The following is a 23,702-nucleotide window of genomic DNA, read 5'->3' as shown; positions in this document are numbered from 1 at the left end:
TGTCAAAAGGTCTTTTACTATTGGTAACATAAACATATGTATTGAAAATGCAGATAAAAGGAGAAAACAGTGAGAATCTGTCTGGTTTTGGAAGGGTGTTATCCTTATGTGTTCGGCGGTGTTTCCACATGGATGCACCAGTATATCAATCAGATGCAGGAGCATGAATTTGTGCTCTGGGTTATTGGGGCAAATGCAGAAAAAAGAGGAAAATTTGTCTATGAACTTCCAGAGAATGTTGTGGAGGTTCATGAGGTTTTTCTGGATGATGCGCTCCAGGTGAAAGAAAAGGGGAAAATGTCCCATATTTTTTCCGAAAAAGAACTAGAAAGTCTGAGCGAGCTGATGCAGATGAGGAGACCGGACTGGGAGACGTTGTTTTCCCTGTATCATGATAAACATTTAAACCCTATGGCTTTTTTGAAAAGTGAGACTTTCCTTGATCTCCTTATAAAAATCTGTAAAGAACAGTATCCGTATATTGCTTTTGCAGATGCCTTTCACACCATGCGTTCCATGCTTCTTCCTGTTCTGTATCTTATGGGAAGTGAAGTGCCAGAGGCGGATGTGTATCATGCCATATGTACCGGGTACGGCGGACTTCTGGCCTGTCTGGGCGGTTATGTGCACAAAAAGGATGTTCTTCTTACAGAACATGGAATTTATACACGGGAAAGAGAGGAGGAGATCATCCGTGCCAAGTGGGTGGTTCCATCCTTTAAGAAACAGTGGATCGCTTTCTTTTATATGCTGTCAGATATGATCTATCAGAGGGCATTTCGTGTGACCTGTCTTTTTACAAATGCAATGCGCACTCAGATTCAGATGGGTTGTGCACCTGGGAAGTGCCGGGTTATCGAAAATGGGATCGACTATGACAGGTTGTCTGGAATCCCCCTGAAAGAAGAGGATGGCTGGGTGGATATTGGAGCAGTAGTAAGGCTTGCTCCTATCAAAGATATCAAGACCATGATCTACGCTTTTTTTGAACTGTCTGCACATGTAAAAAATGTACGCCTTCACATTATGGGAGGAGTCGATGATGAAGAATATGCACAGGAGTGTTACGAGCTGGTGAAACAGCTGAAGCTGGAAAACATTATATTTACAGGGCGTGTGGACATTGTAAAATATATGGAGAAACTGGATTTTACCATCCTTACCAGCATTTCAGAAGGACAACCCCTGTCTGTGCTGGAATCCTTTGCTGCAAGACGTCCCTGTGTTACCACAGATGTCGGCTGCTGTCGGGAACTTCTGGAAGGAAAGGAAGAGGATGTATATGGAAAGGCAGGCTATTATGTGGCACCTATGTACCGTGACGGACTGGCTCTTGCCATGGAGAAAATGTGTGAATCCAGAAGAAGGCGGCTTCGTATGGGAAAAAATGGACAGGAACGGGTAAAGGCTTATTACAGACAGGAACGCATGATCCGTCTGTACAGGGAGCTTTATGAGGAGGTGATACAAAAGAATGGCCGGAATCGGATTTGAACTAAAAAAACTGTTTAACAGCCGGGGACTGTTTGCTTCCTTCAGAGCTTACGGATATGCGGGAGTCGTATGTACCGGTCCAATGCTTCTTGGAATTGTATTGCTTCTTGGTGTTATGTATCTTTGTGATAAAACAGGAGGCAGCAGACACAGCCGGGAACTTCTGGTGTGTATGATCACGTATACCCTTTTGTTTTCCCTGACAGTTACCAGTTTTTTGTCTATGGTAGTTACCAGGTTTATTGCGGATATGCTGTACGAAGAAAAATATGATATGGTATTGCCTTCTTTCTGGGGCTCTACAGGGATCATGCTGGTGGTCGGCGGGATTCTGTATGGAATTTTTCTTATCTTTTCCGGAGCAGGACTTATGGACAGCTTGCTGTGTCTGTGGCTTTTTGGAGAGCTGACCGTCACCTGGAATGCAATGAGTTATCTCACTGCAATCAAAGATTACAGAGGAATCATGCTGTCATTTACAGCTGCTATTGTGATCACATTTATATCCGGCTGGGTATTGCTGATGCTGGGGATTCCCCATGTGGAAGCTCTTCTGATTGCAGTGGCTGTGGGATACGGAGTGATGCTTTTGTGGGATGTGATCCTTTTGTATCAGTATTTTCCCCAAGGGGAAAAGGGTGCCTTCCTTTTCCTAAGATGGGTGGATCAGTTTCTGCCTCTGGCATTTACCGGGCTTTTTATCAATATTGGACTGTTTGCCCATTTGGTGATCATGTGGGTCGGACCGCTTCAGGTACAGGTGCAGGGACTGTTTGTTGGTGCACCCTACCATGATGTGCCAGCTCTTGTGGCATTTCTTACAATTTTGGTAACAACAGTAAACTTTGTGGTTTCTGTGGAGGTGAATTTTTATCCGAAATATAAAAACTACTACAGTTTATTTAATGATAAAGGTGCTGTAGGAGATATTACCCAGGCAGGTGAGGAAATGTTAAAGGTATTGAATGTGGAATTGAAATACACGGCCTTGAAGCAGCTCCTTGCTACAGCACTTGCTATTTCTCTTGGCGGACTGCTCCTGGAGTATGTGCCGCTTGGATTTAACGATCTTATGGAAGGGTATTTCAGAACCCTCTGTGTGGGATATGGCATTTATGCGGTGGCAAATACCATGCTTCTGCTGCTTTTATATTTTACAGATTACAAAGGAGCGCTGGCGGCCTCCGGATGTTTTGCAGGAGGAACTGTGCTGTTTACAGTAATATCCCTGTTTTTTCCAAGAGTATATTATGGTTTCGGGTTTCTCACAGGCAGCGCAGTGTTTTTTCTGATTGCAGCCTTTCGTCTGGACTATTACACAAAGAGGCTGCCCTATTATATTTTGAGTGTACAGCCTGTGGTGGCCAGGGAAAAAAGAGGAAAGTTTTCCAGACTTGGTTTTTTCCTCAGCAAAAAACTGGAAAGGAGTCAGAACAGTGAAAAAATATAGAAAACTTGCATGTATTCTTGCCGGAAGTATGACCATGTCTTTATTCGCAGGCTGTATAGGAAATGGAGATGTAGTGCCGGAAGAAAAAAATGAGAGCACAGATACAGAAGAACCGACAGCATCCGAAACGTCACAGGAGATAAAAAAAGCAGAATCCCGGGATATTGACCAGGTTCATTTAAGAGATAAGGACAGTCTTTATGAAAACGATGACGATACCAGCGTGGTTACCATGTACCTCACTGTTTCAAAGGGGAATTCTTCAGAAAATACAGATCATACATGGGAAGAAATCAATAGTTATTCTGTCTATGATTATGAAGAGATGGGAGTAGAAAGATATCAGGCGGCTGCACTTTTACAGATAGGGAATGAGAATGGTCCGACAGAGGGAATGGTAGGATATGGGGAGAATATTCCCAATGCCACGGTACAGATCCGTGGGCAGACTTCAAGCCGGAATGCCCAGAAAAACTATAAGATTGAACTGAAGAAAAATAAAGGAACCTGGCGCGGGCAGAGAACCATTAATCTGAACAAGCATATGACAGAAGGAATGCGGTTTCGGAACAAGCTCGCCTATGACCTGCTGAAGGGCATTCCCCAGCTGATCAGTCTGAGAACACAGTTCGTCCATCTGTATGTAAAAGATACCACAGATGGTTCTGCTGACGCGAAATTTGAGGACTATGGCTTGTATACCCAGGTAGAGCAGCTGAATAAGACTGGATTGAAGAATCATGGACTGGATTCCAATGGACAGCTTTATAAAATTAATTCTTTTGAATTTTACAGATATGAAGATGTGATAAAACTCCAGGATGATCCATCCTACGACAGTGCTGCTTTTGAAAAATTGCTGGAGATAAAGGGAAGTACCGATCATAGGAAACTGATTCAGATGCTTGAAGCAGTAAATGACTACAGTATACCAATTGACACGGTTCTGGAAGAATACTTTGATGAGGAAAATATTACATATTGGATGGGATTTCAGATTTTGATGGGAAATGTGGATACCCAGAGCCGAAACGTGTATTTATATAGTCCATTAAACTCAGATACCTGGTATTTTATTCCCTGGGATAATGATGGCAGTCTGATGAGACCTGAATATAAGATAACCGGTTTTAGTGATCAGAAAAGCTGGGAATCCGGCGTTAGTAACTATTGGGGAAATGTACTGTTCCAGAGATGTCTGAAATCAGAGCGTTTCCGGGAAAAGCTGGATGAGGCCATTCTGGATCTGAAAGAATATCTCAGTGAAGAGAGACTGGGCACTATGATTGAAAAATACAAGACTGTGGTGAAGCCGTATCTTTATGAGATGCCGGATGTGTTTTATGCACCTCTTACCAGTGAACAATATGATGAGCTTGCTGCAGCACTTCCGGAAGAAATAGAAAAAAATTATCAGCTCTATGTAGAAAGTCTTAGTAAGCCCATGCCGTTTTACATTGGTGTTCCTGCCGCAGTGGGAAATAAAATGAAAATAAACTGGGATAATTCCTATTCCTTTGACGCGGAGGATATTACTTATTCTGTAGAGATCGCAAAAGATTATCTTTTTCAGGATGTGATCTATACACAGGATGGCCTTCTGATCCCGGAAACGGAGCTGGAGCTTCCGGAAGCTGGACAGTATTTTATCCGTGTGCGTGCAGCCAACGAAGAAGGAAATACGCAGGATGCTTTTGATTATTATGTTACAGATGAAGGAAAGCAGTATGGCATGAAGTGCATCTATGTAACAGAAGATGGTCAGATCGAGGAAGATATTTATGAGGAATAAAAGCAGGGAAGCATTTCGAAATGAATGGAAGTATCTGATCAGTACCAGTGAAAAAGAAATGCTTATGCTCAGGCTGAAGCCATTTCTACAGCCGGATCCCCATGCCGGGGAAGGGGGATATTACATCCGCAGTCTGTATTTTGACGATTACTGGAGCAGTGCATACGCGGAAAAGGAAGCCGGGGTACTGATGCGAAAAAAATACAGGATCCGGATTTATAACAATAATGACAAATTTATCAAACTGGAGCGGAAAAAGAAGTTTGGAAGTTATATTTACAAAGAGAGTGCACCGCTTACAAGAGGAGAGGTGGAGAAAATCCTGAAGGGGGATTATGCGTTCCTTTTGCGCAGCCCCCACTCTCTATGCCGGGAATTTTATATAGAATGTACCTGCAATATGATGCGGCCAAGGACCATTGTGGATTACGAACGGATTCCCTGGATCCTGGATGCCGGAACGGTAAGGATCACCTTTGATTCGGATGTGAGAGCGGCTATTGGCAGTTATGATATTTTTGATCCTGGATTGCCTGCGGTGTCTGTGCTGGAACCTGGAAAACTGATTCTGGAAGTGAAGTTTACAGAAATGCTTCCCCAGCTTTTACGCGATGTTCTGCCACCATCAGCAGCGGAATTTACAGCAGTTTCCAAATATGTACTCTGTTATGAGAAAACCAGGTATATGAATGGATTCGAGTACTGGTATGAGACATAAAAAGAAAACGTATAACTGTGAACTATGTTCACAAAAAATATCTCGCAAAATACTGCCTTCTGAATAATTACAAAAAAGTACAAAGAGATAAGTGGAGGAATTTTTTATGAGTGTAAAGGACATGATCAAAAAATCAGTTCTGGAATCCGGAGCGTTTACCAATTATGATGTTCCGGGGATTCTCACAGCTCTTGCGGCGGCTCTGCTGTTAGGGGCGCTGATCTATCTGGTATACCGGAAGTTTTATGCAGGAGTTGTTTTTTCAAGAACATTTGCTGTTACTCTGGTTGGAATGACAGTGCTTACCTGTATGGTAACCTTGGCTATCAGTACCAATGTGGTAATTTCACTTGGTATGGTAGGAGCGTTGTCCATTGTCCGTTTTCGTACAGCAATTAAGGATCCTATGGATCTTTTGTATCTGTTCTGGGCAATCACCACAGGAATTACGGCTGGAGCGGGAATGTATGTCCTGGCGCTTCTGGCGGCTGCGATTATGATCCTGATGATCGTATTGTTTTATCACAAACAGCAGAGAGGAAAAATCTATATTGCAGTGATCCACTATACAGGAGACCAGGCAGGGGATGAAATAATCCGCTGCTTTGGAAAAAGAAAGTATTTTGTCAAATCCAAGACCATGCGCAAAGAAAAAACAGAGATGGCAGTGGAATTGTACTGCCGACAAAATGATATGGATTTTATGGAAAAAATCCGCAGCATTGAAGATGTAGAAGATGTCACTCTGATTCAGTATAATGGGGAATATCACGGATGAAAAAGATTCTGGCAGCAATGTTGCTGATTCTGATAGTCATTCTGGCAGCTGGCGCAGGTTATCAATGGTGGTCTTCCGGAAATGGAAACAAAAAGCAGTTTCAGAAATCCCAGGAGATTTTTGGAAATCCGCTTATGGGATATGCACCAAGTGCCTGGTATGAGAATGTGTCAGAGGATATTTCGCTTTTGTATATGGACATTACCTGGGCAGAATTAGAGCCGGAAGAAGGGGTGTATGCCTGGGATTCCATAGAAGAGGAAAACCAGATAAACAGGTGGAAAAAAGAAGGAAAGCATCTGATCCTTCGTTTTGTCTGTGACATTCCAGGTGATGAGAAACATATGGATATCCCCCGGTGGCTGTATGAGAAGACGGGGGAAGACGGAACCTGGTATGACGGTGAATATGGAAAAGGATATTCACCGGATTACAACAATAAGGTTTTTATAGAAGAGCATGAGAAGGCAATCAAAGCCCTTGGAGAGCATTTTGGAAAAGACGGGCTGATCAGTTATATTGAGCTGGGAAGTCTTGGACATTGGGGAGAGTGGCATGTAAATTACAGCGATGGGATTACGAGAATCCCTGAGGAAGCTGTAAGAAACCAGTATATTATGCCCTGGCTGGAAGCTTTTCCCGGCGTAAACATGCTTATGAGAAGACCTTTTCATATTGCAGAAGCTTATGGAATGGGGCTTTATAATGATATGACCGGGCATAAAGAGTCCACAGAAGAATGGCTGACCTGGATTCAGGAAGGTGGAGATTATGGACAGGCAGAGGAGAAAGATGCGCTTGGCAGTATGCCAGACTTCTGGAAGACAGCTCCATCGGGCGGTGAATTTACCAGCTCTGTTTCCATGGAACAGATGCTGGTGACAGATCTGGAACAGACTGTAGAATTGGTCCGGAAGTCTCACACTACATTTTTAGGTCCGAAATATGCAGACAGTCAGTATAAAGATGGCTATGACAAAGTGCTTTTGAATATGGGGTACCGCCTGTGGATCTCAGAAGCTGCCTGGAAAAGGGAGGGGCAGGAAGATTGCCTGTGCCTGACCTGGAATAATGACGGCGTTGCTCCGCTTTACAAAAAATGGCCGGTATATCTGTATCTGGAGGATCCCTCTGGAAATACAGTGGAGAAGACTGAAATCAATATGCTTCTTTCTTCTGTTTTACCAGATACACAGCTTATTACCCGGACTGTATTTGAAACCCGGGATATTCCGGCACTTTTGAAGGAGGGATATGCTCTGTCTGTGGGAATTGAAGATCCCATGACAGAAAAGCCTGGCGTAAGGCTGGCAATGGAATGTGCTTATCAGAATGGCAGAAATATACTATGGCAGAAGGAAAAATAGAGTGGCTTTCGGTCCCTTTGCTTTCGGAAGAACCGGTAATAAAAAGTTGGAAGAGGTAGAGAAATGTCAGAAAAAATAGTGAAATACGAGTATGAATATGGCCTGTGTAAACGGATGCACTACCGTGGATTATGGTGCGTGCGTTATGAAGGTGTGCCAGGGCATTTTGAGAAAGCGGGTATGGCCTGTTCCTGTGCAGTGGATGGCTGTGATAAGGATTGTGCAGTTATGGAAAGTGCGGATGCCGTTATTGATCCGGAGTGGGAGTGGCATATGCTGGACAATCCGCCTGGAAGATAGAAAAAATTACGGCAGAGACAGGAAGAACTGCATATTATACCATAAGGCATGAAAACCGGAGTTGATAGTATGAGTCTGGCGGAATCCTTAAATTGGGAGCAAGAAGAGCAGTGCACATCCGTTTTTCCACGGTCTGTTACCAACCGGAAAAATCAGGAAAATTTAAAATTGTCAGAGAAAAAGGAATTATTAAAGAAAATCGCAGATATTCTTGCAGAGGAAAAATGGATTACCTCAGCTGAATTGTTGGTTTTGAAGGAAAAAATAGAAAAATACGGTGGCACTTTATGACCAGGGCGGTGATCTACTGCCGGTGCAGTACAGAAGAGGAGTGCCAGAAGGATGCGCTTATAAGACAGGCGGCGGAGGCAAGAGAATGCGTCCGCCGCCTGAACTGGTCCTTAGAGGATGAATATATAGAAAGCAGGTCCGGCACCAGCACCCGGGGACGGGAACAGTACCAGCGGCTTTTTTCTGACCTTCTTAGAGATAAATTTGAGATTGTGGTGATAAAATCCCAGGACAGACTGATGCGAAACACAAAGGACTGGTATGTTTTTGTGGACCGTCTCGTGACTTGTGGCAAACGGCTGTATCTCTATCTGGAAAACCGTTTTTACAGTGCAGATGACAGTCTGATCACTGGAATCAAGGCAATTCTGGCAGAGGAATACAGCCGGGAATTAAGCCGTAAGATCAATAACGCCCACCGGAACCGGCAAAAGACTGGAAGTGCCCTGATGCTTACTTCCAATACTTATGGCTACCGGAAGCTGCCAGATAAAAGCCTGGCGATCATAGAGGAAGAGGCACAGGTGAAAAGAAAAATGTATGAGCTTTGTGCAGGAGGTCTTGGCAGCAGATGTATCGCCCGGATCCTGCGGGAGGATGGTGTGCAGAAACGAAATGGAAGCTTTTTTACCGATTCTGATATCCGCCGCATGATCCGAAATCCTGTCAATAAAGGTACTGTGGTCATGAACCGGAAACATTATGATTTTGATACCAGGCAGGTGGTAAAAAATCCACAGGAACAGTTTTATATTTATGAAAACCGGATTCCGGCAATTGTGTCAGAAGAACTGTGGAAGGCTGCCAATGAAGAAATCGACAAAAGAAAGAAACCTGTCGGAAACCAGGAGAGAACGGCCAGGTGCTTTGGAGTAAATCCGGGAAAGCATGTGTTTAGCGGAAAATTGGTCTGTGGTTTGTGCGGGGCCCCTTTTTACCGGACAACAAGAAAGAGAAAAAACTATAAAATCCATGAATGGAAATGCAAAATTTATCTGGAACAGGGGAGAAAAAAGGAGGAAAAGCCAGGCGGCTGTGCCAATATCCATCTGGAAGAGGAAAAGTTGTTTCTTCTTCTGGAAAGGTCCGGAGGAAAAGAAATCCTGCCAGATCAGGAATGGGAGATTACGGATTTTTTTATGCAGCTTTTGAAGGAAAGTCTGGAAGAAAACCAAAAGAAGGATTTGGAAAAGTACGAACAGCTGGAAAAAAAGATTAAATACCAGCAACAGCTTTTGCTGGACAAATATCTGGAAGGCCTGGTGGAAGAATCTCTTTACCAGATCAAGGAAAGGGAACTGCAAAATAAATTAAAGAACAACACCGGCAGCAGAACGTGCAGGCAGAAGAACAGGGATTTTCTGGCAGAGGAACAGGAAGAAGTGGAAAAAAGGCTTCGGGAGACAGAGCAGTTTTTAAAAGAACATCATGTGGTTCTAAAGGCCCACGTATTATGTGAGTTAAAAATGGTGGAGAAAATCCTGATTTATCCGGATCATCTGAAAGTGGTAAAGAAACAGGGAAAATGCATTATTGCGGCAGAGACCTTTGATATGCTATACTGAAAAAATCGTAACTGCCCGTCATGTCTGCAGTTATAGACATTACTTAGAGCCTGTTTGAAAAATCATTCTCGCAATCTGCACGCCTTGCTGTGCGGTATATTTTGTCCGAACAGGTAGAAAGGAACAGGATTATGAATATCAGAAAATCTACACTTCAGGATCTGCCACAGATACTGAACTTATATAAAATTGCCCGGGAATTTATGAAAAACAATGGTAATCCAAACCAGTGGGAGGACCGCTACCCGGAAGTTTCAACGGTAGAAAATGATATAAAAACAGGAATTTCCTATGTATGCGTGGAAAATGGGGGAATTGTGGGAACATTTGTATTTTTTACAGGAGAGGATCCTACTTACCGTGTGATCGAAAATGGTGAATGGCACAGCGACAGGGAGCCCTACGGCGTGATTCACAGAGTCGCTTCCAATGGAGTAACAAAGGGTGTGACCAGGGCTGCTTTTTCTTATGGATTGGAGAGAAGCGGATATGTGCGCATTGATACCCATGAGGATAACAAGCCCATGCAGGTCGCTTTGAAGAAATTTGGTTTCAGGGAATGCGGTGTGATCCATCTTGAAAGAGGAGCGGAGAGGATTGCCTTTGACTGTCGGAAAGAGTGGCTTTGAAAAATAAAATTAAATTTCTTTTTTGAAGAAATACGGGACTGCACTTCGTTATAGAAAATTGGAAAGAGAAGAGGACAGCATTTTGTGGAAACTGTCAGAATGCGTACTCACTGGAATGTCTGACTGCCATATATGATCAGGTAGCCAAGCCCCTGTCTTGCACCGATGAATTCGCCTATGATCACCCCTACCAGGCAAAGACCGATATTTACTTTCATATTTGCAAGAATAAGGGGCACGGAGGAGGGTAAAACAATTTTTAAAAGTTCTTCTTTTTTACCGCCTCCAAGTGTGCGGATCAGCTTCAATTTTTCCTGGCTGATCTCCCCGAAGCCTGTATACAGGTTCAGAATTGATCCAAAGATTGCCACAGACATACCTGCAACAATGATGGTCCGCTGACGGGCACCCAGCCATACAATGAGAAGGGGTGCCAGGGCAGACTTGGGAAGGCTGTTCAGCACTACCAGATAAGGCTCCAGTACTTTTGCAAGTCTGGGGCATCCCCACAGCATAATGGAAATGCCAAGACCCAGGACTACTACGAAGAGGAAACTAAGAAGAGTTTCCTTCAGGGTGGCTCCAATGTGGATGAACAGCGAGTGGTTTTTGGCCATCTCCACAAATGTATTGAAGATCATAGAGGGGCTGCTGAAGATGAAAGAGTCGATCCAGCCAGCCCTTGCCAGGACTTCCCATTGTGCCAGAAAAATAAGAAAGACCAGAAGCCTTGCGCTTACAACAAGGCGACGGTCCCTTTTCTGACGGGCAAGATATGCTTTTTGAGCGGGGGAAGGTTCATGCATTCTGATTCAACTCCTTCCAGATCAGATTAAAGTAGGATTTGAAAGCCGGGGCATTTCTCGAAGAAAGGGGCGTACGGTCTTTCATATCCAGATCAATGGGAACGATCTTTATTACAGTGGCAGGACGCTTTGAAAGAATCAGTACCCGGTCTGCCATGCTGATGGCTTCGGAAATATCATGAGTGACAAGAATAGCCGGTTTTCGTTGTTTTTTCAGGATTTTTCCAATGTCATCACTTACGTTCAGCCGTGTCTGGTAATCAAGTGCGGAGAATGGTTCGTCGAGAAGCAGAAGATCCGGTTTTAATACAAGCGTGCGGATCAGTGCCGCCCGCTGCCGCATGCCGCCGGAGAGCTGGCTTGGACGACTGTCACGGAATTTGTCCAGCTCATAAATCTTTAACAGTTCATCTACATAGGAAAGATTGTCTTTTGTGAGTTCGCCTTGTATTTCCAGTCCAAGGAGAACATTGCGGTAGATGCTGCGCCATTCCAGAAGGTGGTCTTTTTGAAGCATATAGCCAATACGGGCGCTGTCCTTGTTCAGTGGCTTTCCATTTATAAGAATGGTTCCACTTTCCGCATGTAAAAGCCCGCAGATCAGATTCAGCAAAGTGGACTTTCCACAACCAGAAGGACCCACGACAGCCAGGAACTCTTCTGGCATAAGATGAAAAGATATATGAGAAAGGGCAGCCGTTTCCCCGGATAAGCTATGGTAAGAAAGGCACACATCCTTTACTTCCAGAAGCGGATTCATAATCAAACCTCCATTTTCGTATAATTTATGATATGCTTTTGGGGTGGGGTGTGTTATAATGAAGTGATTTATCTATGTGCAGAGTGTAGCGAAGAGGAGTTCGCGGTTCCTGTACCGACAATTTTTTTTAGAAAGAAAATAATATTATGAGTAAAAAGCAAACGGTTTTCAACCTGTTATTTCTGGTGATCGTTTTCGGTCTTACCATGTACCTGGTTTTTCGCGGCAAGGACATCGGAGATATTATCAGTACTGCCAGGGATGCTGATGGGAGATATCTGCTTCTGAGTCTTGTGTGCGTGGTATTTTTTATTCTTGGCGAATCGGTTATCATTTTTTATATGATGAAAACACTTGGAGCCAGTGTGAAAATGACTCATTGTGCATTGTACTCCTTTGTAGGATTTTTTTTCAGCTGTATTACTCCGTCTGCATCAGGCGGACAGCCCATGCAGATCTTTTACATGAAAAAAGATAAACTGCCTATTCCGGTAACTACTCTGGTCCTGATGATCGTTACCATCACCTACAAGGCAGTTCTTGTAGTGATCGGTGTTCTGATCTGTTTTCTGGGCGGTGATTTCCTGAGAGGCTATCTTGGGGACTATATGTGGGTGTTTTATCTAGGCGTGGGTCTGAATGTGTTCTGTGTTACCTTTATGATGATACTGGTATTTGCTCCCGGTCTTGCGAAATGGATCATGGTAAAGGGTCTGAAGATCATTGAGCATGTCCGGATTCTGAAGCCCAAAAAGGCAAGGCTTGAGAGGCTGGAGGCTTCCATGGACCAGTATCACGCAACGGCAGCCTTCTGGGCCAGCCATAAGCGGATCATACTGAATGTATTTATCATTACATTTGTGCAGAGGTGTATTCTGTTCACGGTCACTTACTGGGTGTACCGCGCCCTGGGACTCCATGAGTATGGAATCCTGACCGTTACTATTTTACAGGCGGTGATTTCCGTATCTGTGGATATGCTTCCTCTTCCGGGAGGCATGGGAATCAGCGAGACATTATATATGGTGATGTTTGTGCCCGTATTTGGACCGCTTTTGCTGCCATCTATGCTGCTCAGCCGTGGGATTTCCTATTACGGACAGATGCTGATCAGTGCACTTATGACCTGTGTGGCACATCTTACCATTGGAAGGAAAAACGAAGAGATACAAAGGATGTAATTAACTGCAATGAAGGAAGAACGTTTGAAAAAGGAGAAACAGGATATGCTTGGATTTTATGATTATACGGTGGTGCTTACATACATCAGTCTCGCTGTTTCCGTATTTGGAATGACAAGAGCACTGGAGGGAGACTTCAAAGTTGCAATTTTGTGTCTGGCACTGTCCGGACTTTGTGATATGTTTGACGGGAAAATCGCCCGTACAAAGAAGAACCGTACAGAGGATGAGAAGAAATTTGGAATTCAGATCGATTCCCTGTGTGATGTGGTATGTTTTGGTGTGTTTCCGGCAATGATCTGTTATTGTCTGGGAATGAACCATATCCCAGGAGTGATCATTCTCTGCCTGTATTGTGTAGCTTCTGTAATCCGTCTGGGTTACTTTAACGTAATGGAAGAGAAGAGACAGAACGAGACCTCCGAGCTTCGTCACTATTACCAAGGTCTGCCAATCACTTCGATGGCGATCATCCTTCCGTTCCTTTATCTGCTGAGAAGAGGATGCGGGAAAAATTTCCTTCTGGTGATCCATGTGGCAGTGGTAGTAGTCGGAGTGCTGTTTATCAGTGATTTTAAGGTGAAAAAACCTCAGAATCCAATGGTGATCCTTCTGGTTGCCCTTGTGGCACTGGCGCTTTCCATGATGTTTCATCTGTTATAAAACGGATATTCACCATATATGAAAGTCAGCTGTCTGGCGCCTGTTGCGCTCCTGCAGCTGCCGGCTGCATTCGTAATCCGGGCTGTCGCCAGACGATATCCATGAATTCGCTTATGCAGGCATGGCTCATTTGTGGATGCCATCGGGAACTTTTATAGCAAATGCAGGGGAGGTATTATGAAATATATAGACAGAAAAGGCAACATCACAATAGAGGAGAACAGACAGGATAAATTTTTGCGCCATCTGTATAATGACTGGGGCGGACGTCTTTGCCTGAAGATCATAATACAGCCTTTTGTTACCAGACTGGGCGGCTGGTTTTTGAATACCAGGCTTTCTGCGAGGATGATTCCTGGATTTGTGGAGCGCAATCACATTGATCTTTCCAGCTGCACCAGACAGGAGTTTGCTTCCTATAACGACTTTTTTACCCGCAGGCTTAAAGAGGGGCAGCGGCCTGTAGCAGCGGATGACAGCGTACTGGTCAGTCCTTGTGACGGAAAGGTTACCGTGAGCCGTATTGGCAGTGATTCCAGATTTTATATAAAAGATACTCTGTATACTCTGGAACGCCTGCTGAAGAATAAAAAGCTGGCAAAGCGGTATCTTGGCGGTTATGCAGTGATCCTCAGGCTGACAGTCGATGATTATCACCATTACTGCTATGTGGCAGATGGAGAGAAATCTCCGGATGTAAAGATCCCCGGTGTTTTTCATACGGTAAATCCTGCTGCTAATGACGTATGCCAGATTTATCATGAGAATACCAGAGAGTATTGCCTGTTAAAAACAGAGCAGTTTGGAACCATTGCTATGATGGAAGTCGGAGCTATGATGGTGGGGAAAATTACCAATCTGAAACCTGGTGCCTGTGAAGTGAAAAAGGGTGAAGAAAAAGGTTATTTTGAATTCGGAGGTTCTACTATTGTCCTGCTTCTTCAGCATGGAAAGGTAAGGCTGGATTCTGATTTGATAGAGAATTCTGAAAATGGATATGAAACGATTGTAAGAATGGGTGAGAGAATTGGCAAATGTAAATTACCAAAAAGAGCTTGAAAAATTAATCGAACAGCATGAGAAAGAAGGAAAGGTTCCCAGACTTTTTCTTCATGCATGCTGTGCGCCCTGCAGCAGTTATGTCCTGGAATATCTTTCCAGGTTTTTTTCTGTTACAGTATTTTTTTATAATCCCAATATTTCTCCCAAGGAGGAATATGAGAAGCGGGTGGCAGAAATCCGCAGGCTGATCAGCGAGATGGAGTTTCTTCATCCAGTCGATCTGGTGGAAGGCGCGTATAGACCAGAGGATTTTTATGCCATGGCAAAAGGGCTGGAGGATGTACCGGAGGGAGGAGAACGGTGTTTCAAATGTTATCGGCTTCGAATGGAGGCAGCAGCAAAGCTGGCTCAGGAGGGCGGATATGATTATTTTACCACCACACTTTCCATCAGTCCTTTAAAAAATGCAGGAAAGATCAATGAGATAGGCCAGGAACTTGCACAAATCTATAAAGTGGAGCATCTTCCGTCTGATTTCAAGAAAAAGAACGGATATAAGCGGTCTATAGAACTTTCCCATGAATATGGGCTGTATCGGCAGAATTATTGCGGGTGTGTGTTTTCTAAGCGGGAGAGCATGGAGCGGGAAAAGCAGAAACAACAGAGCTGCATGGACTGTCAGTGAAACCATCTGATATTTTGCAAACAATAGTGCAGAGTCATGCACTTGCATGAATTTTGTGCATTGCAAAACGGTTTGATGCAGTAATGTATAGCGAAAATCATAATGAAAGACTCTTTGCAATTAGCAGAAAGTGTGATAAACTAGCACTTGATTGTAGTAAAGTTAGAAAGAATTTGTAAGGTTCCTATAATACTTCAAAGTGTATTTCTGTAAAATTCTTAAGCATCTTGCTTTTGGAATAAAAATATTGAAAAATTCGTGGAACTTTGCAGGAAATGAGGGAAAATATTATGGCACAGCTTTGGGGCGGACGCTTCACTAAGGAAACCGATAAACTGGTTTATAATTTTAATGCATCCATTTCATTTGACCAGAAATTTTATGAACAGGACATCCGTGGCAGCAAGGCACATGTAAAGATGCTTGCAAAACAGGGGATTCTGACAGAGAAAGAGAGAGATCAGATATTAGAAGGACTGGAGGGAATCCTGGCAGATGTGAAAGCAGGCAGACTTGCAATCACATCAGAATATGAGGATATCCACAGTTTTGTAGAGGCAAACCTGATCGACCGTATTGGTGATCCGGGTAAGAAGCTTCACACGGGAAGAAGCCGTAATGACCAGGTTGCACTGGACATGAAACTTTATGTGCGTGATGAGATCGATGAGATTGACCAGGAAGTAAAATCACTGCTTGAGGCTCTTCAGAAGATCATGGAAGAGAATGTGCATACGTATATGCCCGGCTTTACCCATCTCCAGAAAGCCCAGCCAGTTACGCTGGCGCATCATGTGGGAGCATATTTTGAAATGTTCCGCCGTGACAGAGGACGTCTGTTTGATATCCGCAAGAGAATGAACTCCTGTCCTCTTGGCGCGGGAGCTCTTGCAGGAACTACCTATCCGCTGGACAGAGAATACACCGCACAGCTTCTGGACTTTGATGAGCCAACCAGAAACAGCATGGACTCTGTATCTGACAGAGATTATGTGATTGAACTGTTGTCCGCACTTTCTACGGTTATGATGCATCTCAGCCGTTTTTCCGAGGAGATTATTCTCTGGAATTCCAATGAGTACCGTTTTGTGGAAATCGATGATGCATACAGTACCGGAAGCAGTATTATGCCTCAGAAGAAGAACCCGGATATTGCTGAGCTGGTAAGAGGAAAAACAGGACGTGTTTATGGAGCACTGACATCAATTCTTACTACCATGAAGGGAATTCCGCTGGCATACAATAAGGATATGCAGGAGGATAAGGAACTTACATTTGATGCTATTGATACTGTGAAAGGTTGTCTGGCTCTTTTTACCGGCATGATATCCACCATGCAGTTTAACAAGGCGAACATGGAAGCAAGCGCAAAGAATGGCTTTACCAATGCTACTGATGCGGCAGATTACCTGGTAAATCATGGCGTGCCTTTCCGTGATGCGCATGGAATCGTTGGGCAGTTGGTTCTAAAATGTATTGAAAAGGGAATTTCCCTGGATGAACTGTCCCTTGAAGAGTATAAAGAAATCAGTCCTGTGTTTGAACAGGATATTTATGAGGCTATCAGCATGAAGACCTGTGTGGAGAAACGTATGACTCTTGGAGCTCCCGGTCCGGATGTGATGGAGCAGGTAATTGCAGGAAATAAAAAGTATCTGGAAGCGAACTGAAAAAAGGACACATCCTGCAGAAAGCCTTTTTCAAACATGCTCTGGGCAGTTCGGTGGAAAGTAACGAAAGAATCTTGTTTTACAGGATTTTTTTGGTAAATCAGATAAATTTATTGCTTTAATATGATAAAATTTAAGAAAGTACTTGCATTTTCTCAGAACATGGTATAGTATGTCATAGAAATACACATGTACGCAGAGGAAAGAATGAGGAGAGAATATTATGAGTGAAAAGCTTAGAGTTGGTATTTTAGGTGCTACCGGAATGGTGGGTCAGAGATTTATTTCCCTGTTAGAGAATCATCCATGGTTTGAAGTTGTAACTGTTGCAGCAAGCCCGAGAAGTGCTGGAAAGACTTACGAGGACGCTGTAGGAGGCAGATGGAAAATGGATACTCCAATGCCGGAAGCAGTGAAAAAGCTTGTTGTTATGAATGTAAATGAGGTAGAGAAGGTTGCGTCAACTGTTGACTTTGTATTCTCTGCTGTAGATATGTCCAAGGACGAGATTAAAGCCATCGAGGAAGCATATGCCAAGACTGAGACACCAGTTGTTTCCAACAACAGCGCTCACAGATGGACACCTGATGTGCCGATGGTAATTCCGGAAATCAATCCAGAGCATTTCGAAGTTATCAAACATCAGAAAGAGCGTCTGGGAACAAAGAGAGGTTTCATCGCTGTTAAGCCAAACTGTTCTATTCAGAGCTATGCACCTGCACTTACTGCATGGAAAGAATTTGAGCCATATGAAGTAGTTGCTACTACATATCAGGCAATTTCCGGAGCTGGAAAAACATTTAAGGACTGGCCGGAAATGGAGCATAACATCATTCCATATATTGGTGGCGAGGAAGAAAAGAGCGAGAAAGAGCCACTTCGTATCTGGGGTAAAGTTGAGGACGGCGTGATTGTTCCGGCGAAAGAGCCTGTTATCACATGTCAGTGCGTTCGTGTGCCGATCCTGAATGGCCACACTGCAGCTGCATTTGTAAAATTCAGAAAGAAACCTACGAAAGAGCAGCTTGTAAAAGCACTTGTAGAGTTCAAGGGAGTTCCTCAGGAACTGAATCTTCCAAGCGCACCGAAGCAGTTCATTCAGTATCTTGAGGAGGATAATCGTCCACAGGTTACAGAGGATGTGAACTTCGAGAACGGAATGGGTGTATCAATCGGAAGACTTCGCGAGGATACTGTTTACGATTGGAAGTTCATTGGACTTTCCCACAACACTGTAAGAGGTGCTGCAGGTGGTGCTGTTCTTTGCGCAGAGACATTGAAGGCGCAGGGATATATCCAGGCGAAATAAATTGAAGAGTGAATAAATGCAGGGAGAATGCTGCCGGATGTGGTGGCATTCTCCCTTTTTGGGGATAGTCGGCAATCAGCACGCCCCACTTTGTGGTGGATTTCACTCGAATTCGTCTGCCGTAGCCCGTTACGGCGCATTCATCCAGGCAAAATCTCCCGCAAATTGTGACGTACATCTTGCACCTTTTTCAAGAATAGTAACAGATAAACAACTAAAATAAAAAACTGACCGTTTACGATAGGGGAGATTCATGTTAAAATAGATAGCACGTTAGAGCCTGTTTGAAAAATCATTCCCGCAATATGTACGCCCCACTTTGCGGGAGATTTCACCCGAATTCGATTGCCGTAGCCCGCTACGGCGCCCTCATCCGGGCAAAATCTCCCACAAATTGTGACGCACATCTTGCAGAAAGCCTTTTTCAAACACGCTCTAGAACTGACAGGAGGTGAGTCCATGAGCGACAGAGAGCGAATCCGCCTTACCCAGTATTCTCATACATCTGGCTGAGCGGCGAAAGTAGGTCCGGGGACCCTTGCCCAGGTTCTGGGTAAGCTGCCGAAGTTTTATGATTCGAATTTACTGGTCGGAACGGAATCTTCCGACGATGCTGCTGTATATCGTATATCTGATGATCTGGCCATGATCCAGACCGTGGATTTTTTTACACCGATCGTGGACGATCCTTATACTTTCGGACAGATCGCAGCGGCAAATGCGTTAAGTGATGTGTATGCTATGGGTGGAGAGCCTAAGCTGGCATTGAATATTGCAGCCTTTCCTAATTGTCTTGATCCGGAGATTCTGGGCGAGATTCTGCGGGGAGGTGCAGACAAGGTAATGGAGGCTGGTGCTTCTCTTGCGGGAGGACACACGATTCAGGACGATGAGCCGAAATATGGCTTGTGCGTTACCGGATTTGTAAATCCTGCCTCAATGTGGAAAAATATTGGAGCAGAGACCGGAGATGTTCTGATCCTTACCAAGCCTCTTGGAACCGGAATTCTTTCTACTGCAGTGAAAGGAGAGATGGCATCTGAGGAAGAGACTGCCTATGCAGCTTCTGTGATGGCGACTTTGAACAGGTATGCCAGAGATAAAGTGGCAGATCTGCAGATTCATGCCTGCACGGATGTAACAGGTTTTGGTCTTGCCGGACATGCCCTGGAAATGGCGAAGGGAAGTGGGAAGACCCTTTGTATTTCTCTTGGTTCCCTGCCGATTATGAAAGGAGCACTTGACTATGCTTCTATGGGATTTATTCCTGCAGGTGCATACCGCAATCGGGAATTTGCAGGGGGAGAGTGCGAGTTTTCATGGAAGAATCACAGTGGGGAAAGCAGTGAGAATTTCTGGCTGGAAAAGACCAGGTGTGAAGCTGTGGAAAATGAAACAGGCAGAAGTGAAACCATCATAAATGAAGCAGAGCTTGCTGCCCGTGAGGATATAGTATTTGACCCGCAGACTTCCGGAGGGCTTCTCCTGAGTATAGATTCTCAGGATGCGGGCAAGGCAATTAGCCGACTGTCTTCTCTGTCGCTTCCCTGTGCTGTGATTGGACGGGTAATTAATTTACAAAAGAAACATCTTGTTTTTGTGAAATAGTTCCTAATTGATAAAAAATTATCAACTTCTATTGTGAAAAATACATCAAAGTGTTATAATTGTAAAAAACAATACGGAGGTGTTTTTTATGAACTATGAAGATGTGCAAAAACTTTCAAACGCAGCCAAAAACAAAATCGGGCTGCTGAACGGCAATTTCCTGAAGTACTTTCTTCGGGCTGTAATGGCTGGTTTCTTTATTGATGTGGCAGTTATTTACAGCAATGTTATAGGAAGTGTATTTTCAGGATCAGATCCTGCCTGGGGCAAGTTTCTTGGAGCTGTAGTGTTCTCCATTGCTGTTCTTCTGATCAGCCTGGTTGGCGGCGAGCTGTTTACCGGTAATAACATGGTAATGGCATTCGGCGCCTTCGACAAGAGTGTATCCTGGGGGGATGCAGGCAAGGTATGGCTGGTAAGCTACCTTGGCAATTTCGTTGGATGTGCAATTATGGCACTTCTTTTTGTAGGAGCAGGTGCATCCGGCTCAGCAGATTATTTCGCAGGCTTTATTAACAACAAGCTGACGATCCCTATGGGACAGATGTTCATGCGTGCAATTTTGTGTAACTTCTTCGTATGTCTTGGTGTACTCTGCGGAATTAAGCTGAAAAGTGAAACCGGTAAATTCCTTATGATCGTAATGTGTATCTCTGCATTCGTTTTCAGCGGATTTGAGCACTGCATTGCAAACATGGGAATTTTTGTAGTAAGCCTTGGTCTGGTAGATGGCCTTTCCGTTGGTCTCATGCTGAAGAGTATGCTGATCGTAACCATAGGAAATATGGTGGGAGGTGCTCTTTTACTGGCATGGCCATTAAGAAAGATGAGCGCAGATAAATAATATGTCAAAAGCTTTATACATAGCAGAGAAGCCCAGCGTGGCTCAGGAATTTGCGAAAGCTTTAAAATCTGGCGGACAAAGACGGGATGGCTATATCGAGTCTGATACCTGCGTGGTGACCTGGTGTGTGGGACATCTGGTCACCATGAGCTATCCTGAGAAATATGATATGAAATATAAAAGGTGGAGTTTAGATACCCTGCCTTTTTTGCCGCATGATTTTAAATACGAAGTGATACCTGGCGTGGAAAAACAGTTCCAGATCGTGAAAGGGCTTTTAAACAGACCTGATATTGATACCATTTATGTGTGTACCGACTCCGGGCGTGAAGGTGAATATATTTACCGCCTGGTAGCACAGATGGCGGGAGTGAAAGACAAGACGCAGAAGCGTGTGTGGATCGACTCCCAGACTGAAGAAGAGATTCTTCGGGGAATCCGTGAGGCAAAGGACATCTCAGAATATGATAACCTTGCCGCAGCCGCCTATCTTCGGGCAAAAGAAGATTATCTGATGGGAATTAATTTCTCACGTGTACTGACTTTGCGTTATGGAAACAGCGTAACCAATTATCTTGGAGGCAAATACCAGGCAATTTCCGTTGGACGGGTTATGACCTGTGTCCTTGGGATGGTAGTTCGCCGCGAGCGGGAAATCCGCGCATTTGTGAAAACACCTTTTTACAGAGTTGTGAGCAGCATTGCTCTTGAAGGAGAAAGCTTTGAAGGAGAGTGGAGAGCTGTAGAAGGCAGCCGCTATTTCCAGTCCCCTGTTTTATATAAAGAAAATGGTTTTAAGAAAAAAGAAAATGCCCAGAAGCTGATCTTTGAATTAAGTACACAGCAGCCTCTTATATGTACGGTGGAGAAGATTGAGCGAAAGAAGGAAAATAAGAATCCGCCTCTTCTGTTTAATCTGGCAGAGCTTCAGAATGTCTGTTCCAAACTGTTCAAGATCAGTCCGGATGAGACTCTTTCCATTGTGCAGGATCTTTATGAAAAGAAACTGGTCACATATCCCAGAACAGATGCCAGAGTTTTATCGACAGCTGTGGCAAAGGAGATTTATAAGAATATTTCCGGGCTTCGGAATTATCCTCAGGCCGGGGAAGCTGCGCAAGGTGCGTTAGAGCTTGGCGCATACAAAAATATCGCGAAGACACGTTACACCAATGACAAACAGATTACAGACCATTATGCTATTATTCCTACTGGCCAGGGACTTGGCGCACTAAAGGGACTTTCTCTGACAGCACAGCGGGTGTATGAGACGATTGTGAGACGATTTTTAAGCATTTTTTATCCACCGGCTGTTTATCAGAAGGTAAGCCTTGTGACGAAAATGGAGAATGAATCTTTCTTTTCTTCTTTTAAAGTTTTGCTTAGTGAAGGGTATCTGAAGATTGCTGCAAATTCTTTTGCAAAAAAGAGTATGGCAGAAGCTTCCGGAAAAACTCCCGAAAGTGAAGGAGAAGGTGAGATTTCCTGCGACGAAGCTTTGTTAGCTGCATTGCAGAAACTGAAAAAGGGTGATATACTAAACATAAATGGTCTTGGTATCAAGGAAGGAGAGACATCTCCACCGAAACGATACAATTCCGGTTCTATGATCCTGGCAATGGAGAATGCAGGCCAGCTGATCGAGGATGAGGATCTTCGTTCACAGATCAAGGGAAGCGGAATTGGTACCAGCGCCACCAGAGCAGAGATTTTGAAGAAGCTGTTTAATATCAGATATCTGTCTCTGAATAAGAAAACCCAGGTGATCACACCTACCCTTCAGGGGGAAATGATTTATGATGTGGTAAACTGTTCTATCCGTCAGCTTCTGAACCCGGAACTGACTGCCAGCTGGGAGAAGGGACTTACCTATGTAGCAGAGGGATCTATTACAGAGCAGGAATATATGGATAAGCTGGAGCACTTTGTAAGGATTCGTACCAAACAGGTGGAGGACAGTCATTTTCAGTATGCGCTGAGGCAGTTTTTTGATGCAGCTGCGCAGTTTTATAAGAAGCCGGAGCGGGAAACTGCTATGAAAAAAAGGCAGAACACGCTCTGATACAGATTGGGGAATAAAGGAAATCATTCATTAAATTAGATTTATATGAGGAGGATGTATTATGTTAAAAGATTTTACCATCGCAAACATGCTGGATATGACCCAGACCATCGCAGGAGAGCTTTTCCAGGGGAAAACCTATCCGTGGGAAGTTCTTCCGGAGATTGGTGATTTCATTGTGAAATTGGGAAAAACATTGGATCCAGAGGAATATGACTATCTGGAGGGGGATATCTGGATTGCGAAATCTGCCAAGGTTGCACCTACCGCCTGCATTAACGGACCAGCCATCATCGGCAAGAATACAGAAGTGCGCCACTGTGCATTTATCCGCGGCAAAGCTCTTGTAGGAGAGGGCTGTGTAGTGGGAAACTCCACAGAGCTTAAGAATGTAGTCCTTTTTAACAATGTGCAGGTTCCCCATTACAATTATGTAGGAGACGCTGTACTGGGTTACAAATCCCATATGGGTGCAGGTTCCATCTGCTCCAATGTAAAGTCAGACAAGAAACTGGTTGTTGTAAAAGACGGCGAGGAGAAGATTGAGACAGGACTTAAGAAGTTTGGTGCCATGCTGGCAGATCATGTAGAAGTTGGCTGTGGTTCGGTTCTGAATCCGGGAACTGTGATTGGAAGAAACACTAACATTTATCCGCTTTCTCCAGTACGTGGATGCGTTCCGGCAAACAGCATTTATAAGAATAAAGACGAGATTGTAACAAAGAATT

At 44.1% G+C, this 23,702-nt stretch carries 26 protein-coding genes; 22 read left to right on the top strand and 4 right to left on the bottom strand.

Going from position 1 to position 23,702, the window contains the following annotated elements:
• Positions 1-69 precede the first annotated feature (69 nt).
• The 11 genes from pelF to PGQ38_RS11545 all read left to right on the top strand — a co-directional run bounded on the left by pelF (position 70) and on the right by PGQ38_RS11545 (position 10,384).
• Complete coding sequence (gene pelF / locus PGQ38_RS11590; protein ID WP_187565590.1) at positions 70-1,494, top strand: GT4 family glycosyltransferase PelF; 1,425 nt, start codon at positions 70-72, stop codon at positions 1,492-1,494.
• Positions 1,475-2,944 (top strand): exopolysaccharide Pel transporter PelG, encoded by a 1,470-nt coding sequence (gene pelG / locus PGQ38_RS11585; protein ID WP_270431825.1) that lies wholly within the window; start codon positions 1,475-1,477, stop codon positions 2,942-2,944. The genes pelF and pelG overlap by 20 nt, the downstream gene beginning before the upstream one ends.
• Positions 2,931-4,736: a CotH kinase family protein gene (locus PGQ38_RS11580; protein ID WP_270431823.1), complete on the top strand. Its 1,806-nt coding sequence runs from the start codon at positions 2,931-2,933 to the stop codon at positions 4,734-4,736. The genes pelG and PGQ38_RS11580 overlap by 14 nt, the downstream gene beginning before the upstream one ends.
• A complete protein-coding gene (locus PGQ38_RS11575; protein WP_270431820.1) occupies positions 4,726-5,454 on the top strand; it encodes a polyphosphate polymerase domain-containing protein in 729 nt (242 codons plus the stop codon). The genes PGQ38_RS11580 and PGQ38_RS11575 overlap by 11 nt, the downstream gene beginning before the upstream one ends.
• Before the next feature lie 106 nt (positions 5,455-5,560).
• Positions 5,561-6,232 (top strand): DUF4956 domain-containing protein, encoded by a 672-nt coding sequence (locus PGQ38_RS11570; protein ID WP_226855138.1) that lies wholly within the window; start codon positions 5,561-5,563, stop codon positions 6,230-6,232.
• Entirely contained in the window at positions 6,229-7,599 is a 1,371-nt protein-coding gene (locus PGQ38_RS11565; RefSeq protein WP_148462252.1) for a DUF4832 domain-containing protein, read from the top strand. The genes PGQ38_RS11570 and PGQ38_RS11565 overlap by 4 nt, the downstream gene beginning before the upstream one ends.
• Before the next feature lie 63 nt (positions 7,600-7,662).
• A complete protein-coding gene (locus PGQ38_RS11560; RefSeq protein ID WP_118581393.1) occupies positions 7,663-7,899 on the top strand; it encodes a hypothetical protein in 237 nt (78 codons plus the stop codon).
• Between the two features lie 168 nt (positions 7,900-8,067).
• The gene (locus PGQ38_RS11555) at positions 8,068-8,190 is read left to right on the top strand and encodes a hypothetical protein (RefSeq protein ID WP_255610631.1); all 123 of its coding nucleotides are present in this window, start codon (positions 8,068-8,070) and stop codon (positions 8,188-8,190) included.
• Positions 8,187-9,755 (top strand): recombinase family protein, encoded by a 1,569-nt coding sequence (locus tag PGQ38_RS11550; RefSeq protein ID WP_270431814.1) that lies wholly within the window; start codon positions 8,187-8,189, stop codon positions 9,753-9,755. Before PGQ38_RS11555 ends, PGQ38_RS11550 begins: the two co-directional genes overlap by 4 nt.
• Positions 9,756-9,809: 54 nt before the next feature.
• Positions 9,810-9,872, top strand: coding sequence for a DUF6783 domain-containing protein (locus PGQ38_RS20705; RefSeq protein ID WP_368072623.1), 63 nt, complete (start codon positions 9,810-9,812; stop codon positions 9,870-9,872).
• 14 nt (positions 9,873-9,886) lie between these two features.
• Positions 9,887-10,384: a GNAT family N-acetyltransferase gene (locus tag PGQ38_RS11545; RefSeq protein WP_270431812.1), complete on the top strand. Its 498-nt coding sequence runs from the start codon at positions 9,887-9,889 to the stop codon at positions 10,382-10,384.
• A 107-nt stretch (positions 10,385-10,491) separates the two neighbouring features.
• Here PGQ38_RS11545 and PGQ38_RS11540 read toward each other — a convergent pair whose 3' ends face one another.
• Positions 10,492-11,190, bottom strand: coding sequence for an ABC transporter permease (locus PGQ38_RS11540; RefSeq protein ID WP_270431809.1), 699 nt, complete (start codon positions 11,188-11,190; stop codon positions 10,492-10,494).
• On the bottom strand, positions 11,183-11,950 hold the full coding sequence (locus tag PGQ38_RS11535) for an ABC transporter ATP-binding protein (protein ID WP_270431806.1): 768 nt from the start codon (positions 11,948-11,950) through the stop codon (positions 11,183-11,185). The genes PGQ38_RS11540 and PGQ38_RS11535 overlap by 8 nt, the downstream gene beginning before the upstream one ends.
• Positions 11,951-12,096: 146 nt before the next feature.
• Between PGQ38_RS11535 and PGQ38_RS11530 the strand changes: the two genes are divergently transcribed.
• The 6 genes from PGQ38_RS11530 to asd all read left to right on the top strand — a co-directional run bounded on the left by PGQ38_RS11530 (position 12,097) and on the right by asd (position 18,460).
• Positions 12,097-13,131, top strand: a complete 1,035-nt coding sequence (locus tag PGQ38_RS11530; protein WP_179962534.1) for a lysylphosphatidylglycerol synthase transmembrane domain-containing protein — start codon at positions 12,097-12,099, stop codon at positions 13,129-13,131.
• 45 nt (positions 13,132-13,176) lie between these two features.
• The gene (locus PGQ38_RS11525; RefSeq protein ID WP_118581519.1) at positions 13,177-13,794 is read left to right on the top strand and encodes a CDP-alcohol phosphatidyltransferase family protein; all 618 of its coding nucleotides are present in this window, start codon (positions 13,177-13,179) and stop codon (positions 13,792-13,794) included.
• A 177-nt stretch (positions 13,795-13,971) separates the two neighbouring features.
• Positions 13,972-14,853: a phosphatidylserine decarboxylase gene (locus tag PGQ38_RS11520; protein ID WP_118581411.1), complete on the top strand. Its 882-nt coding sequence runs from the start codon at positions 13,972-13,974 to the stop codon at positions 14,851-14,853.
• Complete coding sequence (locus PGQ38_RS11515; RefSeq protein WP_173716235.1) at positions 14,822-15,481, top strand: epoxyqueuosine reductase QueH; 660 nt, start codon at positions 14,822-14,824, stop codon at positions 15,479-15,481. Before PGQ38_RS11520 ends, PGQ38_RS11515 begins: the two co-directional genes overlap by 32 nt.
• Before the next feature lie 290 nt (positions 15,482-15,771).
• Positions 15,772-17,151, top strand: a complete 1,380-nt coding sequence (gene argH, locus PGQ38_RS11510; RefSeq protein WP_270431805.1) for an argininosuccinate lyase — start codon at positions 15,772-15,774, stop codon at positions 17,149-17,151.
• Between the two features lie 223 nt (positions 17,152-17,374).
• The gene (gene asd, locus PGQ38_RS11505) at positions 17,375-18,460 is read left to right on the top strand and encodes an aspartate-semialdehyde dehydrogenase (protein WP_118581417.1); all 1,086 of its coding nucleotides are present in this window, start codon (positions 17,375-17,377) and stop codon (positions 18,458-18,460) included.
• Here the strand turns inward: asd and PGQ38_RS20020 are convergent.
• On the bottom strand, positions 18,363-18,638 hold the full coding sequence (locus PGQ38_RS20020; protein WP_416386754.1) for a DUF6783 domain-containing protein: 276 nt from the start codon (positions 18,636-18,638) through the stop codon (positions 18,363-18,365). The two genes, asd and PGQ38_RS20020, sit on opposite strands and share 98 nt — an antisense overlap.
• A gap of 73 nt (positions 18,639-18,711) precedes the next feature.
• Positions 18,712-18,855, bottom strand: coding sequence for a DUF6783 domain-containing protein (locus PGQ38_RS20010; protein ID WP_308768480.1), 144 nt, complete (start codon positions 18,853-18,855; stop codon positions 18,712-18,714).
• Here PGQ38_RS20010 and PGQ38_RS20005 point away from each other — a divergent pair.
• The 5 genes from PGQ38_RS20005 to PGQ38_RS11485 all read left to right on the top strand — a co-directional run.
• Positions 18,805-18,915 (top strand): DUF6783 domain-containing protein, encoded by a 111-nt coding sequence (locus PGQ38_RS20005; protein ID WP_308768479.1) that lies wholly within the window; start codon positions 18,805-18,807, stop codon positions 18,913-18,915. The genes PGQ38_RS20010 and PGQ38_RS20005 overlap by 51 nt on opposite strands.
• Before the next feature lie 4 nt (positions 18,916-18,919).
• On the top strand, positions 18,920-20,068 hold the full coding sequence (gene selD / locus PGQ38_RS11500; RefSeq protein WP_243243638.1) for a selenide, water dikinase SelD: 1,149 nt from the start codon (positions 18,920-18,922) through the stop codon (positions 20,066-20,068).
• Between the two features lie 88 nt (positions 20,069-20,156).
• A complete protein-coding gene (locus PGQ38_RS11495) occupies positions 20,157-20,912 on the top strand; it encodes a formate/nitrite transporter family protein (protein ID WP_118581426.1) in 756 nt (251 codons plus the stop codon).
• A gap of 1 nt (position 20,913) precedes the next feature.
• Positions 20,914-22,974, top strand: coding sequence for a DNA topoisomerase (locus tag PGQ38_RS11490; RefSeq protein WP_270431804.1), 2,061 nt, complete (start codon positions 20,914-20,916; stop codon positions 22,972-22,974).
• A gap of 61 nt (positions 22,975-23,035) precedes the next feature.
• A partial coding sequence (locus PGQ38_RS11485; protein ID WP_270431802.1) for an acyltransferase occupies positions 23,036-23,702 on the top strand: 667 nt, incomplete at its 3' end.

The organism is Blautia faecis (assembly GCF_027662325.1).
Lineage (GTDB): Bacteria > Bacillota > Clostridia > Lachnospirales > Lachnospiraceae > Blautia_A > Blautia_A faecis.
The sequence above is the reverse complement of the archived record's forward strand: the minus strand, read 5'-3'. Positions and strand labels throughout refer to the sequence as shown.

Bases quoted from the DNA above. Each gene is read 5' to 3' on its own strand.
- PGQ38_RS20020 (WP_416386754.1), bottom strand. From the start codon at position 18,638: ATGTACGTCACAATTTGCGGGAGATTTTGCCTGGATGAATGCGCCGTA.
- pelG (WP_270431825.1), top strand. From the start codon at position 1,475: ATGGCCGGAATCGGATTTGAACTAAAAAAACTGTTTAACAGCCGGGGA.
- PGQ38_RS11490 (WP_270431804.1), top strand. From the start codon at position 20,914: ATGTCAAAAGCTTTATACATAGCAGAGAAGCCCAGCGTGGCTCAGGAA.
- asd (WP_118581417.1), top strand. From the start codon at position 17,375: ATGAGTGAAAAGCTTAGAGTTGGTATTTTAGGTGCTACCGGAATGGTG.
- argH (WP_270431805.1), top strand. From the start codon at position 15,772: ATGGCACAGCTTTGGGGCGGACGCTTCACTAAGGAAACCGATAAACTG.
- PGQ38_RS11540 (WP_270431809.1), bottom strand. From the start codon at position 11,190: ATGCATGAACCTTCCCCCGCTCAAAAAGCATATCTTGCCCGTCAGAAA.
- PGQ38_RS11535 (WP_270431806.1), bottom strand. From the start codon at position 11,950: ATGAATCCGCTTCTGGAAGTAAAGGATGTGTGCCTTTCTTACCATAGC.
- PGQ38_RS11520 (WP_118581411.1), top strand. From the start codon at position 13,972: ATGAAATATATAGACAGAAAAGGCAACATCACAATAGAGGAGAACAGA.
- PGQ38_RS11550 (WP_270431814.1), top strand. From the start codon at position 8,187: ATGACCAGGGCGGTGATCTACTGCCGGTGCAGTACAGAAGAGGAGTGC.
- PGQ38_RS11565 (WP_148462252.1), top strand. From the start codon at position 6,229: ATGAAAAAGATTCTGGCAGCAATGTTGCTGATTCTGATAGTCATTCTG.
- PGQ38_RS11575 (WP_270431820.1), top strand. From the start codon at position 4,726: ATGAGGAATAAAAGCAGGGAAGCATTTCGAAATGAATGGAAGTATCTG.
- PGQ38_RS11545 (WP_270431812.1), top strand. From the start codon at position 9,887: ATGAATATCAGAAAATCTACACTTCAGGATCTGCCACAGATACTGAAC.
- PGQ38_RS11570 (WP_226855138.1), top strand. From the start codon at position 5,561: ATGAGTGTAAAGGACATGATCAAAAAATCAGTTCTGGAATCCGGAGCG.
- PGQ38_RS11525 (WP_118581519.1), top strand. From the start codon at position 13,177: ATGCTTGGATTTTATGATTATACGGTGGTGCTTACATACATCAGTCTC.
- PGQ38_RS11560 (WP_118581393.1), top strand. From the start codon at position 7,663: ATGTCAGAAAAAATAGTGAAATACGAGTATGAATATGGCCTGTGTAAA.
- PGQ38_RS11530 (WP_179962534.1), top strand. From the start codon at position 12,097: ATGAGTAAAAAGCAAACGGTTTTCAACCTGTTATTTCTGGTGATCGTT.
- PGQ38_RS11495 (WP_118581426.1), top strand. From the start codon at position 20,157: ATGAACTATGAAGATGTGCAAAAACTTTCAAACGCAGCCAAAAACAAA.